At 44.5% G+C, this 14,282-nt stretch carries 14 protein-coding genes and 1 other RNA gene; all 15 read left to right on the top strand.

The window, feature by feature from the left end:
• Positions 1-171: 171 nt before the first annotated feature.
• Entirely contained in the window at positions 172-1,773 is a 1,602-nt protein-coding gene (locus ASL11_RS27575) for a CTP synthase (RefSeq protein ID WP_056621971.1), read from the top strand.
• 163 nt (positions 1,774-1,936) lie between these two features.
• On the top strand, positions 1,937-2,329 hold the full coding sequence (locus ASL11_RS27570) for a response regulator (RefSeq protein ID WP_056621969.1): 393 nt from the start codon (positions 1,937-1,939) through the stop codon (positions 2,327-2,329).
• Positions 2,330-2,462: 133 nt separating this feature from the next.
• Complete coding sequence (gene fba / locus ASL11_RS27565; RefSeq protein WP_056621967.1) at positions 2,463-3,317, top strand: class II fructose-1,6-bisphosphate aldolase; 855 nt, start codon at positions 2,463-2,465, stop codon at positions 3,315-3,317.
• 234 nt (positions 3,318-3,551) lie between these two features.
• Positions 3,552-4,811 (top strand): UDP-N-acetylglucosamine 1-carboxyvinyltransferase, encoded by a 1,260-nt coding sequence (locus ASL11_RS27560; RefSeq protein WP_056622721.1) that lies wholly within the window; start codon positions 3,552-3,554, stop codon positions 4,809-4,811.
• Positions 4,812-4,873: 62 nt separating this feature from the next.
• Complete coding sequence (gene rho / locus ASL11_RS27555; protein ID WP_056621965.1) at positions 4,874-6,172, top strand: transcription termination factor Rho; 1,299 nt, start codon at positions 4,874-4,876, stop codon at positions 6,170-6,172.
• Between the two features lie 73 nt (positions 6,173-6,245).
• The gene (locus ASL11_RS27550; RefSeq protein ID WP_056621963.1) at positions 6,246-7,520 is read left to right on the top strand and encodes a radical SAM protein; all 1,275 of its coding nucleotides are present in this window, start codon (positions 6,246-6,248) and stop codon (positions 7,518-7,520) included.
• 129 nt (positions 7,521-7,649) lie between these two features.
• Positions 7,650-7,847 carry a 50S ribosomal protein L31 gene (gene rpmE / locus ASL11_RS27545; RefSeq protein WP_056621960.1) on the top strand — a complete coding sequence of 66 codons (198 nt, stop codon included), beginning with the start codon at positions 7,650-7,652 and terminating at the stop codon, positions 7,845-7,847.
• Between the two features lie 91 nt (positions 7,848-7,938).
• Positions 7,939-8,349, top strand: a complete 411-nt coding sequence (locus ASL11_RS27540; protein ID WP_056621958.1) for a hypothetical protein — start codon at positions 7,939-7,941, stop codon at positions 8,347-8,349.
• 164 nt (positions 8,350-8,513) lie between these two features.
• Positions 8,514-8,777: signal recognition particle sRNA large type (gene ffs / locus ASL11_RS35485), an RNA gene on the top strand.
• 325 nt (positions 8,778-9,102) lie between these two features.
• Positions 9,103-10,539 (top strand): ATP-binding protein, encoded by a 1,437-nt coding sequence (locus ASL11_RS27535; RefSeq protein WP_157257078.1) that lies wholly within the window; start codon positions 9,103-9,105, stop codon positions 10,537-10,539.
• Between the two features lie 78 nt (positions 10,540-10,617).
• Positions 10,618-12,345, top strand: coding sequence for a DNA polymerase III subunit gamma/tau (gene dnaX, locus ASL11_RS27530; RefSeq protein ID WP_056621955.1), 1,728 nt, complete (start codon positions 10,618-10,620; stop codon positions 12,343-12,345).
• 20 nt (positions 12,346-12,365) lie between these two features.
• Positions 12,366-12,677 (top strand): YbaB/EbfC family nucleoid-associated protein, encoded by a 312-nt coding sequence (locus tag ASL11_RS27525; protein ID WP_028555044.1) that lies wholly within the window; start codon positions 12,366-12,368, stop codon positions 12,675-12,677.
• A gap of 45 nt (positions 12,678-12,722) precedes the next feature.
• Positions 12,723-13,319, top strand: coding sequence for a recombination mediator RecR (gene recR / locus ASL11_RS27520; RefSeq protein WP_056621953.1), 597 nt, complete (start codon positions 12,723-12,725; stop codon positions 13,317-13,319).
• A gap of 123 nt (positions 13,320-13,442) precedes the next feature.
• On the top strand, positions 13,443-13,727 hold the full coding sequence (locus ASL11_RS27515; protein ID WP_063795704.1) for a DUF2508 family protein: 285 nt from the start codon (positions 13,443-13,445) through the stop codon (positions 13,725-13,727).
• A 3-nt stretch (positions 13,728-13,730) separates the two neighbouring features.
• Positions 13,731-14,000, top strand: a complete 270-nt coding sequence (locus ASL11_RS27510; protein ID WP_056621951.1) for a pro-sigmaK processing inhibitor BofA family protein — start codon at positions 13,731-13,733, stop codon at positions 13,998-14,000.
• Positions 14,001-14,282: the final 282 nt, after the last annotated feature.

The following is a 14,282-nucleotide window of genomic DNA, read 5'->3' as shown; positions in this document are numbered from 1 at the left end:
TATTTAGCAGAAGCTAATGCTATTACACCTTTGTTCTGGCGACACCCAAGAGCTTATGCTGATGAAGCCAGTTTTCTAGCACCTTTTTACACTTATCTTCATGTTATAACGATGCCAGTAGCCTGGCGAAAATCTAAAGCGGATGCTTACAACTATAAGGAGGCGTACATAGTGACAAAATACATTTTCGTTACGGGAGGCGTAGTTTCATCCCTTGGCAAAGGAATTACCGCAGCTTCCTTAGGAAGACTGCTCAAGAACAGAGGTTTGAAAGTTACGATCCAGAAGTTCGATCCTTACATTAACGTGGACCCAGGAACCATGAGTCCTTACCAACATGGGGAAGTTTTCGTAACCGATGATGGTGCAGAAACGGATTTGGATTTGGGTCATTATGAGCGTTTTATCGACATTAACTTGTCCAAAAGCTCGAACGTGACATCAGGGAAAGTGTATTCCTCTGTTATTACCAAAGAGCGCAGAGGCGAATACCTAGGCGGAACTGTACAGGTTATCCCTCACATTACGAATGAAATTAAAGAACGTGTTATTCGCGCAGGTCGTGAAGCTGGGTCCGATGTGGTTATCACTGAGATCGGTGGTACTGTCGGGGATATCGAGAGTTTGCCATTCCTAGAAGCGATTCGTCAAATGAAAAATGATATCGGTCGCGAGAATGTTATGTACATTCACGTTACGTTGATTCCTTATATCAAAGCTGCTGGTGAAGTCAAAACAAAACCAACGCAGCATAGCGTTAAAGAACTACGCGGCCTTGGTATTCAACCGCATGTGATTGTTTGTCGTACGGAACATTCTTTGACAGAAGATATGAAGCGAAAGCTCGCTTTGTTCTGTGATATCGATCCAGCTGCTGTTATTGAATGTAAAGATGCGGAGACGTTGTATGAAGTACCAATGATGCTTCGTGAGCAAGGTCTTGATGATTATGTCGTGAATCACTTGAAGCTTTCAACGAATCAACCCGATATGACAGAATGGGAAAGTCTTGTTCGCAAGGTGAAATCCTTAACGAAGAAGACCGAGATCGCCATCGTAGGGAAGTACGTAGCGCTTCATGATGCTTATCTTAGTATTGTTGAAGCACTTGGACACGCAGGTATCGACAATGACTCTGAAATTGATATCCGTTGGGTCAATGCAGAAGACATCTACGATCATAATGTGCATTCACTGCTTTCTGGTGTACAAGGTATCCTTGTACCAGGTGGATTTGGTGATCGCGGGATTGAAGGGAAAGTAGCTGCAATTCGTTATGCGCGTGAGAAAGAAATTCCGTTCTTCGGTATTTGTTTGGGGATGCAGGTCGCTGTTATCGAGTACGCACGTTCTGTTTGTGGATTGGACGGCGCGAATAGTTCCGAGATTAATCCAACAACAGCATATCCAGTAATTGATCTATTGCCAGAGCAGAAGGATATTGAGAATCTAGGCGGAACGATGCGTTTAGGTCTATACCCTTGTAAATTGACGCCTGGTTCACTTGCTGCGACTACGTATAATGATGAGTTAGTTTACGAAAGACATCGTCACCGGTACGAATTTAATAATGAATACCGCGAATTGGTTGAATCTGCTGGTCTGCGTATTTCTGGTACATCACCAGATGGGCGTCTGGTTGAAATGGTGGAGCTTCCTGGACACCCTTGGTTCTTGGCTGTACAATTCCACCCGGAATTTACGTCCCGTCCGAACCGTCCGCAGCCACTTTTCCGTGAATTCGTGAAAGCTGCACAATTGATCGCTCGTTAAAATTTCACGTTGCGGATGCAGGAATCTCTCTCCTGATAATCAACTTTTATGTAAAACTTTTCAAAATAAATGCTCTCCTCGGAAGGAATACGAAAATGAATAGCGAATATCTTGACTTATAGGTTTGGAACTTGTTATTCGTTTTCGGGAGGGGACTTGGCTGATGAAGAAAAAAGTGTTGGTAGTGGATGATCAAAATGGAATTCGTGTACTCCTCATGGAAGTGTTCAGTAACGAAGGGTATGATACCTATCAAGCCTCCAATGGCAAGTTGGCCTTGGAAATCGTGAGAAATGTTTCGCCTGATCTCATACTACTGGACATGAAGATTCCTGGTATGGACGGACTTGATATTTTGAAACATGTGAAAGAAATTGATGTTTCAATCAAAGTCATCATGATGACGGCTTATGGTGAGCTAGATATGATCAAAGAAGCGACAGATTTAGGTGCGATCATGCATTTTACGAAGCCATTTGATATTGATGAGCTGCGCTTGGCTGTGAATATGCAATTAAATAATGAATCCAGCAGTGGTTTCGCAGTAGGATCCTAGTCATAGGGTCTTTTTTTGTTTTGGAAAAATGAAGGCTTGGTTATCATTTGAAAAGTTATGTGCTATAATAACTCAGGTATGAACAGAGAGCGGTATGCGCATCTACTAAAGAGGTTCTAGGAGGAAGAGAAACATGGCATTGGTTTCAATGAATGAATTTTTACCTAAGGCAAAAGCAGGGAAATACGCGGTTGGTCAATTTAACATGAACAATCTTGAGTTTGCTCAAGCGATTGTGGAAGCAGCAATCGAACTGAACTCCCCGTTCATTTATGGTGTTAGCGAAGGCGCACTGAAATATATGGGCATCGAGTTTACAGTAGCTATTGCAGAAGCAGCAGCTAAGAAATCCGGTCTTCCGATCGCATTGCACTTAGACCATGGTAGTTCGTTTGAAGTAGCAATGAAATGTATCCGTGCAGGATTCAGCTCCGTTATGTTCGATGGTTCCCACTATTCTTTCGAAGAAAACATTCGTTTGACGAAAGAAGTTGTTAAAGCTGCTCGTGCTATGGGCGTATCCGTTGAGGGTGAGCTTGGAACAATCGGTGGCGTTGAGGATGACATTTCCGTTGATGAAGAGCACGCTAACCTTGCAAAACCAGAAGAAGCAATTCGTTTCTACGAAGAAACAGGCGTGGATTGTTTGGCAATCGCAGTAGGTACTGCACATGGTATGTACGCAGGCGAGCCTAACATTCACTTTGATATTATTGAAGCAGTTTCCAAAGCGATCCCAGTTCCAGTTGTATTGCACGGCGGATCCGGCGTTCCAGACGAAATGATCCGTAAATCAATTGCAGCAGGCGTTGGCAAAATCAACGTGAACACAGAGAACCAAGTGGCATGCACAGAAAGCATCCGCGCAGCTCTGAATAAAGATGCTAAAATTTATGATCCTCGTAAATATCTAACCCCAGCTCGTAGCGCTATGATCGAAGTAGTAAAATCCAAAATTCAATTGTTCGGAAGCAGCAACCAAGCTTAATTCCAAATTGTATAGACAGGATAGGAAATGCAGTAATACACAGATGGATGGTCGACAATCGTTGCCGTCTGTCTGTGTCATTGCGGGCGTTTCCTTCTTCTATTTGTTGTATTTTACCTCGCACTCATCATTTACTTCCTTATTTTGTGGATTTTCGTCGAATAGTTGTGTGATTTAGTCGGATTTGTTGATTAACGTTAGTGAGAAGGCACCTGGTTTAGGGGGAGAAGTATGTTGGAGAAATTAATGGTGGTTGGTGGACGCCCACTACGGGGAACGGTTCAGATTAGTGGAGCAAAGAATAGTGCCATTGCACTTATTCCAGCCGCAGTACTTGCAGAAACACCAGTAACGTTGGATAATCTTCCACATTTAAGCGATGTGGCTATATATACAGAAATTTTGACTGATTTAGGAGCAACAATTGATTGGAATGAAGATCGGATGACGATTGATCCGACTCATATGAAACCTATGGCTATGCCGAATGGCAAAGTGAAGAAGCTCCGCGCTTCCTATTATTTGATGGGTGCTCTTCTGGGTAGATTTGGTGAGGCAACGATTGGTCTTCCAGGTGGTTGTAATTTCGAACCGCGTCCGATCGATCTTCACATTAAAGGATTTGAAGCACTAGGCGCTGTGGTAAGTAACGAAAACGGAGCCCTTCATATTCGTGCTAAGGAACTTCGTGGCGCTAAGATTTACTTAGATATGGCAAGCGTAGGCGCTACGATTAATATTATGCTGGCTGCTTCACGTGCTAAGGGATTAACTACAATTGAAAATGCGGCGAAAGAGCCTGAAATTATAGATGTGGCAACACTTTTGAATTCGATGGGTGCGAAAATCAAGGGAGCTGGTACGGATACGATCCGTATAGAAGGGGTTTCTGAGCTTCATGGCTGCCGCCACTCCATTATCCCTGACCGTATTCAAGCGGGAACCTACATGATTGCTGCAGCGGCGACGCGCGGCGATGTTACGGTAGATAATGTGATTCCGAAGCACCTGGAAGCATTGACTGCAAAGTTGCAAGAAATGGGCGTTCATGTTTATGAAATGGATGAATCCATTCGCATTGTCGGTCAGCCTATCTATGAAAGTGTAGATGTGAAAGCATTAATTTACCCTGGGTTTGCAACGGATCTGCAGTCTCCAATGGCTAGTTTATTGTGCCAAGCCAAAGGTGTTAGTATTCTAACTGACCATGTATATAGCAATCGTTTTAAGCATATTCCAGAGCTTGTACGCATGGGTGCGAAAATGAAGGTTGAAGGACGTTCCGCCATCATTGAAGGCTCGCAGTTGAGCTCGGCAAAAGTAAGGGCAACGGATCTTCGCGCAGGAGCTTCTCTGGTAATTGCAGGTTTGAGTGTTATGACAGGCGGAATTACGGAAGTGTCGGGTGTAGAGTTCATTGATCGCGGATACGAGAATTTAGTATTCAATCTATCTTCCCTAGGAGCCGAAGTTTGGCGTGAGAACGAGGAATAAAGTACCAGACAACAGGCAATGCTAGAATCCAATTGAAAATTTAATAGTTTGGTGGTTGAAACATGAGCATGCAGCTTGCTGAGCTTGAAGTACTCAAGCTTACTGAATTATATAAACTAGCCAAGAAACATCAGATTCCTTATTACGGTACGTTGAAGAAAAGAGAACTCATTTTTGCCATTTTACGTGCACAAGCAGCAGAGAGTGGATTCTTGTTCATGCAAGGTGTTCTGGAAATTTTGCAGGAAGGATTTGGATTCTTGCGTCCAATTAATTACCTTCCTAGCTCAGAGGATATCTATATTTCAGCCTCTCAAATTCGAAAATTTGATTTGCGCTCAGGTGATATTGTATCTGGGAAATGTCGACCGCCTAAGGAGAATGAGCGTTACTATGGACTTCTCCAAGTCGAAGCAGTCAATGGCGAGAAGCCTGAAACGGCTGCAGAACGCTTGCATTTCCCCGCATTAACGCCGTTATATCCGGATACTCGGATTACTCTTGAAACCGAGCCTACCAAGATTTCAATGCGGATTATGGATTTGCTTGCCCCTGTCGGATTGGGTCAGCGCGGACTTGTTGTGGCACCTCCTAAAGCGGGTAAAACATTGTTGCTCAAAGAAATCGCAAACAGTATTTCTACGAATTATCCCGAGATTGAGCTATTTGTTCTGTTGATTGACGAGCGTCCCGAGGAAGTTACGGATATGCAGCGTTCGGTCAAAGGTGAAGTCGTGGCGTCAACTTTCGATGAGCTTCCAGAGAATCATATTAAAGTCGCCGAGCTTGTCCTAGAACGGGCTATGCGTTTAGTTGAACATAAGAAAGATGTCGTTATCCTACTCGATAGTATTACGCGCTTAGCAAGAGCGTATAACCTCGTAGTACCGCCTTCAGGCCGGACGTTGTCCGGTGGTGTTGATCCCGCTGCTTTCCACCGTCCTAAGCGTTTTTTCGGAGCTGCTCGTAACATTGAAGAGGGCGGCAGCTTAACTATTCTTGCTACAGCACTTGTCGAAACCGGTTCACGTATGGATGACGTCATTTATGAAGAATTTAAAGGGACAGGCAATCTGGAACTTCATCTTGATCGCAAAATGGCGGAGCGCCGTATCTTCCCTGCTATTGACATTCGTCGTTCAGGGACTCGCCGTGAGGAAGCATTGCTCAGCAAAGATGAGCTCGAGAAAGTATGGGCACTTCGCAAAGGCATGAATGATTCACATGAATATACCGAAGCCTTTATTAAGAAGCTTGCGGATACGAAGACGAATCAAGAGTTTTTGGACTCATTGGCCTCTCCAGGGGCGGGAGCGTCATCCCAGCAGCATAAAGGCAAAGTCAAAAACTCAGCATCTTAAGCTTTAGTTAAACGACACTTAGTAAGAAAGTTTGCGTGTTCGTTTACTTTAACGTACAAAGAGGAGTACCGTTATGAACTTGGTTTATTCAGATTCACAAGGAAATGTATTCGATCATCCTGATTATTTCGCGCTTGGTCGAAATGCAGAAATGATCACCGAAATATTAGAAGAAGAACTGATCCCTCTGCCTGAGGGCTCAACACTCGTGAGTCTACCCTTCACGCGTCCTGTTGGCATTGATGCGGCAACGGGTGAAATGAAGCTGGTAGAGGGTGATTATCACGCGGTGGGAGCGTTGCTTCCACAAGGCTTCACACGACTGCTTCTCCCAGGGTATGTGAAATCCGATAAGACGAAGGCGTTGCCTTTGTTCGGTTATACCGCTGTCGTGTGGAAAGAAGACGGCTTCTACGTAGCCGCGCGTCTGACCGACAACCCGTACTTCTGGAATCCGATTCATTGCGATCCGGATGAGCTCGAGGTTGAAGTCAAACGGCTAGTCGCCAAGTACCCGGAGAATCGCTTGTATGCCCATTTGTCGAATTGTGCATTAGGCTACGAGTGCTTGACCGCTTCGAACACGTTCCTACAACGCTGGGAAGGGGCTGTCCCTGTTTCCTACTCCTGTAATGCAGGATGCTTTGGATGTATCTCGGAGCAGCCAGACGAGAGCGGCTTTGTTGCTCCGCAGACGCGGATGAACTTTAAGCCGAAGGTCGAAGAAATTACGGAGATCATGTTGGAACATCTGCGTACACCGGAGAGCATTATTTCCTTCGGGCAAGGCTGTGAAGGGGAACCAAGCACGCAGGCCGTCATTATTATTGATGCCATCAAGCGGGTGCGTGAGCAAACGAAGATGGGCTACATCAATATCAATACGAATGCGGGCCTTACAGACCATATTCGCGGCATTGTTGATGCAGGTCTTGATCTGATGCGTGTAAGTACGATCAGCGCTTTGGATGATCACTATAACGCCTATTACAAGCCAAGAGCTTATACACTTAAAAATGTCGAAAAATCCCTTCGCTATGCAACCGATAAAGGGGTTATCACATCGATCAACTATCTCGTATTCCCTGGTGTTACCGATCGGGAAGAAGAGATCGAAGCGATGATCGAATTTGTACGCAGAACGGGATTGAAATTGATTCAATTGCGCAACCTGAATATTGACCCCGAGAGCTATCTAAGCATTATTCCTAAGGCTCAGGGAGAATTGCTAGGTATGAAGCAAATGATCGAAATTTTTGAGCAAGAATTGCCAGATGTTGTCATTGGTTCGTACTCCCACACGCCGAAGTTTTACACGAGTGATCGTACGCTCACAACGGTGTTATAAACCATCTTGGTGGAAGTATTACCCGATCGATTTTCCATTGCATCTAGACTTGCGAATATGCTACAATGCAATAGTACGTCCATTAACTCTGTTTCAGCAAATGATTCAGGGCGGAAAGAGGTGAACCAAATGAAAGCAGGAATTCATCCTACTTATCATGCAACCACAGTGACTTGCGCTTGTGGTAACGTGTTCGAAACGGGTTCAATCAAGCCAAATCTTCGTGTTGAGATTTGCTCCAATTGCCATCCTTTCTACACAGGTAAACAAAAGTTTATCGATGTAGGCGGCCGTGTCGACAAGTTCAAAAAGAAATACGGAATCTAATTGGCATCATTTGCTTGATTGCCAATCAGCATAAGACAACCTCTCTTGGTCATCCTAAGCTTAGGCTTAGAGTCCAATGGGAGGTGTTTTTATGTTCAAGGGTCTAGTTAAGCTTACAGGAGCTGCTATCCTTATAGCGAGTTTAGTAGGTTGTGGCATGTGGACGGGGAATAATAAGAAAACGAATGATGACTCTACGTATAAAGTTCAGAATTATAAGCAAGACGGTATGTTGGGTATCACAAGTGTTAACCCGAACGATCCGCTGAATCCGACCTACCATCATTACGAGGATGATACCAATCTCATGAAGGCGGTGCTTGCTCAACTGCCGGGCATAGAGAAGACCAATATCTCGATCAACGGCCCTTCAGCCAACGTGAAAATTAAACCTCAAGCAGCTTTGACGGCGTCCCAAATTGAAGAACTACGGTCGCAGGCCCAAATGGCATTAGAGACGAATATGCCGCGGTATAAGATACAAGTAAGAATGGTTCATTAATCAGAGAGACTTTAGCTAACGCTAAAGATCCCAAAGCAGAGAGACTTTAGCTAACGCTAAAGATCCCAAAGCAGAGAGACTTTAGCTAACTCTAAAGATCCCTATATATGGTACTTTTTCCCCTCAGGTTGCTATTTGGCAGTGAATCAGCTATACTATTTTTACTGTGCTAGACGGGGAGGTAGCGGTGCCCTGTAACTCGCAATCCGCTGTAGCGAGGTTGAATTCCTGTTAGAGGTACTGTGATGTGAGGTCTGGCTCTTACACGTGGTGTTGAGAGTTGGGTCCTTCGCAATGGATGCTCATGAACCCGGTCAGGTCTGGAAGGAAGCAGCCGTAAGTGAGATGTTTCATGTGCCGAGGGGCTGCCTGATTTGAGCCAACGATAAGAGTTCGCTTGTATCACTTTATCAATAACAGGTGCACGGTGTAATCATACCGTATATGTAAGAACACATAACCGAAACGCCAGCAATTAGGGCGTTTTTTCTTTTGCATTAGCAGGAAAAATATGACTTTATAGAGAATCTTTATACAATACCTACATAGACTGATGCCGCTCGAAGATGTTCGATGAAAAAACCTCTTCGAGGCTATTCAAAGATGTGCGACCGCTATTCTACCCCACAAAGTGACGATAATCTTCGTGGGGACCCCGAGAGATGAAGGTTTTATGGCCAAATAGGAAGAGTTTTCGGGATACGAAAACTTATACTTTCTATTGTGGTAAGAGAAAGTGAAGGAGCTGTTGACATGCCCATTCATTCGCCTCAGATGTACTCGGTATCGATGAACGAACTGCGCAAACTGTTCAATCACAGCATACAAATTGGTATGGTCATGGTTGATGAAGATGAGAAGTTGTTGCTCGTCACGGATCAGCTCTTGAAAGTTTCAGGATATTCAGCAGATGAAATTACCGGTGTTCCCTGCCCTCAATTTTTTAAGATGAGGGCTACTTTACGTGAGCTATACGAATTTCATTTTAGGGATGAAGCGGATGTTGGGGAGTGGCCCCATGGTTTTCTACTAGGGAAGAATGGAGAAATGATCTATTTTCAGTTCTCCATGCTCAAGCTCCAATGTGAGGATAGAAGTATATACCTATTATCATTGAAAAATAAAGAAGAAAGAACAGTGTTAAACTTGCTGCAGCGCTTTTCGGATGCCTTTTTGAAAGACATCAATTTAGGCGTGTTATTAATAGATATGGATTACCGACTTGCTGACATTAGTGATCGCGCCTGCCAAATGCTGGCTATGGAGAAAGAGCATATTCGCAACAAGTCGCTGGATGAAATTTTTGCCACAGTTCCGAGTCAGCACCAGCTCGTGCAGCGAACGATTCTGAATGGAGCGATAGTCCGCAATCACGCCGTTTCCTGGACGAACAATCAAGAACGCTTTGATTTGCTGCTTGATTCTAATGTTTTGAAGGATAGTCAGGGGAACATTGTTGGGGCTTACATTATTTTTAAAGATGTCACGAATATGCGCTCCTTGGAACAAATGGTTCAGCGAAGCGATCGTCTAGCGATGATCGGGCAAATTGCTGCAGGAACAGCGCATGAAATCCGTAACCCACTAACGTCAATCAAAGGCTTCTTACAGATGCTGCGTCGCACATTCGGTGACCGTGGCATGGACAAAGAACAGAACTTTACAGATGTCATGCTGGGAGAGATTGATCGGATTAATGCACTAGTGAATGAATTTCTTATGTTGAGCAAGCCCAAGCATGTGGCCTATGAGCGTATTGGTGTGACAGAAGTCCTGCGTGGCATCGTACCGGTTATTCAGAATGAGGCGATCCTCTATAATGTTCAACTTCACTATGAGGCTTCCACCCACCTCCCTGAGGTAACGGCAGATATTGAGCTATTGAAGCAAGTTTTCTTGAATGTTTGCAAAAATGGAATCGAAGCTATGCCCGATGGTGGGATATTGACGATTTCGGAGCGTGTAGACACGACAGAGCGAAATGTGTGTGTGGATATTCATGACACAGGTACGGGGATTCCGATGTTCGTCGTTGATAAAATCTTTGATCCATTCTTCACAACGAAGGATACGGGCACGGGGCTAGGGCTCTCTGTATGCCAACGTATCATTCATGATATGGGCGGGACGATTCGCGTAGCTTCCAAAGGCTTTGGAACGACATTTACCATCACGATCCCCTATATGTGATCCTCTATTTCATCCCTTGGAGCGTTATAGTATAATGGATACAGTCAATCCACGCAGGGATTATTGGAGAGGAACACTATGGCACACATTGCTTTGTATCGTACATGGAGGTCGCAGACGTTTCGTGATGTTGTCGGACAGCGGCATATCACACAAACACTGCAGAATTCTTTGCGGGAAAATCGCCTTACCCATGCTTATTTGTTTAACGGTCCCCGTGGAACGGGTAAAACAAGTACAGCCAAAATTTTAGCCAAAGCCATCAACTGTTTAAACGGCCCCTCGGAAGAGCCATGCAACCAATGTTCTGCCTGTGAGCGTATTACGGACGGCGCAGTTATGGACGTTGTAGAGATCGATGCGGCATCCAACCGCGGTGTAGAAGAAATTCGTGATATCCGAGATAAAGTTAAATACGCACCGACCGAAGTTAGGCAGAAAGTGTACATTATTGATGAAGTGCATATGCTAACGACGGAAGCATTTAATGCCTTATTGAAGACATTGGAAGAGCCGCCGGCGCATGTTATGTTTATTTTAGCGACAACAGAGCCTCATAAGATTCCCGCAACCATTATTTCTCGGTGTCAGCGCTTCGATTTCCGTCGCGTTTCTATGGAGGATGAGGTAGGGCGTCTACAGTATGTTTGTGATCAAGAGCGCATTTCGATTGATAAAGAAGCTCTTCACTATATAGCAAGATTGTCCGACGGCGGGATGCGGGATGCGTTAAGTCTGTTGGATCAGGCGGCATCGTTTGCAACAGGAGAAATACAGCTAGCTGATATTTTGTCGATCACAGGCGGTATTGCTTCCGATCAATTTAAGAGACTAGTCACGTATATCAAGGAACAGAATTTGGGGGCTGCCCTAGAGTTAATTGATACCTTCATGCAAGAGGGTAAGAGCGCAGACAAATGTATCGAGAATTTGATTCACTATTTCCGCGATTTGCTGATGGTGCGCATGGTGCCGAATTCACCTGTGATCGCTGAACGCGTATTTGATATGGCAGAGCTCAGGGAGATCGCGAGTCACTTCACGCCAAGTGAGATGATGAGTATGATTGAAATGCTGAACCATTATCAGAGTGAGATGAAATATTCAGTACAACCGCAAACCTTATTAGAAATCGCTATTATGAAAATAAGTGGTGGCCATCGAGGATCGGACGGCTCAGTGGAAGTAGGGGCGCGTCAACCGCAGGGTGATCTTTTTGCTCAGATGACCCAAAGAATGAAACAACTTGAAGATCAACTAGCAGTACTGGTAAAATCGGGAGTGAGTGTTGCTTCGGGTGAAAGTGCTAAGCAAGCGCCTGCGGCGAAAGTAGCCGTGGCCTCAGCACCTTCTAAGAAGTCAGGTCTTAAGCTTGATCCATACTTGAAGGCTTCTGAGAGTCCAGATACGAAGACGGCACTGATGAAGTGGAGTCAAGTGTTAGGTGATGTCAAAGAGAAGAAAATAACCGTTCATGCCTGGTTTGTTAATGGTGATTTGGTGGCTATGCTAGATGATGTTGTTCTTGTCGCATTTAAGAATGATATGCATCGAAATACAACGGAGAAGCCAGAGAATAAAGTCATTATTGAACAAGTGCTTTCTTCTGTATTTGGTAAGCCAATGCGTTTGTTGACCTTAATGCGTAAGGAATGGGATGATGCGAAGAGTGATGCGACGCACGCCCCGCCTGAAGAGATGGAATTAGTCGCAGAGGATGGTCGCGGAAACGCGGTCAAAGAAGAATGGATATCCGAAGCCATCCAATTGTTTGGTGAAGATCTAGTGACGATTAAAGAAGACTAACGATAAGGGAGCGATCTATAATGAATAACATGAACCAAATGATGAAGCAAGTGAAGAAAATGCAAGAGCAAATGATGAAGGCACAAGAAGAACTAGGCACGAAAATGATTGAAGGAACAGCAGGCGGCGGTGTAGTAACGTGTATCATCAACGGACATAAGAAGGTACAAAGCATCACGATCAAACCAGAAGCAGTAGATCCAGACGATGTTGAAATGCTGCAAGATCTTGTGTTGACTGCAGTTAACGATGCAATGTCCAAAGCCGAAGAGATCGCTAACAAAGATATGGGCAAATTCACAGGCGGTATGAATATCCCTGGCTTGTTCTAAGACAACCAAGAATCAACGACTCTGTACCATGAAGGAGTACTTCCTTTGTATTACCCCGAACCGATAGCGAAGTTAATCGATGCCTTCTCCCGCTTGCCGGGAGTAGGTCCCAAGACAGCGGGGCGCTTAGCCTTTCACGTCCTTCGAATGAAAGAGGAAGATGTGATTGATTTTGCTAAATCGCTTGTTAATGTAAAACGGAACCTGCATTATTGCTCCGTGTGTTGCAATATTACCGATGTGGATCCTTGTCGTATTTGTCAGGATAAAAGTCGTGATAATTCCGTCATCTGCGTTGTGCAGGAACCGAAGGATTTGGTTGCGCTGGAGCGTACCAAAGAATTTGAAGGCTATTATCATGTGCTGCATGGTGCGATATCTCCTATGGAGGGGATTGGACCTGATCAAATTCATATCGCGGAATTACTTAAGCGTTTGGGTGACGAGACGGTGCAAGAATTGATTCTGGCCACCAATCCGAACATTGAGGGCGAAGCCACAGCGATGTACTTATCTAGATTGATCAAACCGTTTGGTTTGCGTGTAACTCGTATTGCCCATGGCTTGCCGGTAGGCGGCGATTTGGAGTATGCGGATGAGGTAACCTTATCCAAAGCGATGGAAGGCCGCAGGGAATTATAAAAGCATACATTTTAAGGAGAGCTGAGAAGCTCTCTTTTTTTTCTGCCTAGAAAGTGTTCTGAAAATGCCATGATCCCCATAAGTATAGATCAACCCAATTGTGGGAGGAATGGAGGTTTGCCTATGAAACCGGCTCTATTAGGCATGCGTGGATTTAAGAGTCCGCGAGCGAAGACTGTTAAGGAAGAACTGAAACGGGACAAGATCATGTTGATTCAAGAGATACGTGCTGCGCATCAGACGTGGGTGGCGGCGCAAGCTCACTTTGAGTTCGCTTTGGACAAGGATCAGATCGACTATACAATTTACGCAATGGAAGCGGCAGAGAAGAGATTTGAAATGCTTATCAAACAAGCGAAGCGATTAGGGGTAAGCCTGATTGACAGCGATCATTTAATGGAGGTGTAAAGCATGATTCTTAAATATGCCATTTGGGGGGTGTTGATACTCTCCTCGCTTATGTTAGTGATGATTGTATTTCGAAGTCGAGGTGGCGGTAGACTAGTAGCATCATTAGGTTTAAACATCGTAGTCGCAGCTTTTCTGTTATACCTACTAAATCTATTGAGCGGATATACACACATAGAACTGCCTATTAATACGGCTACACTAGGGACGGCTACTATATTAGGGATCCCCGGAGTTATACTACTGATTGGTGTGAAATGGGCTTTGTTGTAATTGTAAATATAATACATCTGCCATTGGGTTGACTCGGCTGCGGCATCTGTGTTATCTTATAAAAGTTGCCGCTGAGACATGCGGAAATACAAAAGTAACTTAAGAAAAACAAGTTGCAAAAGAAAAGTAACTATGGTATATTGGTCTTCCGGCTTTCGAGAGAGAGCAGGTTGGACAAGAGTCATTGATCTTTGAAAACTGAACAACGAGTGAGTAAGCACAGTCGAGCAATCGACTATAAAAGAGATTGCAAAATCTCGCTAGCTTCAAATGAGCAATTAA

Source organism: Paenibacillus sp. Soil750, from assembly GCF_001428045.1.
Lineage (GTDB): Bacteria > Bacillota > Bacilli > Paenibacillales > NBRC-103111 > Paenibacillus_E > Paenibacillus_E allorhizoplanae.
This window is presented reverse-complemented; position numbering and strand designations above follow the sequence as displayed.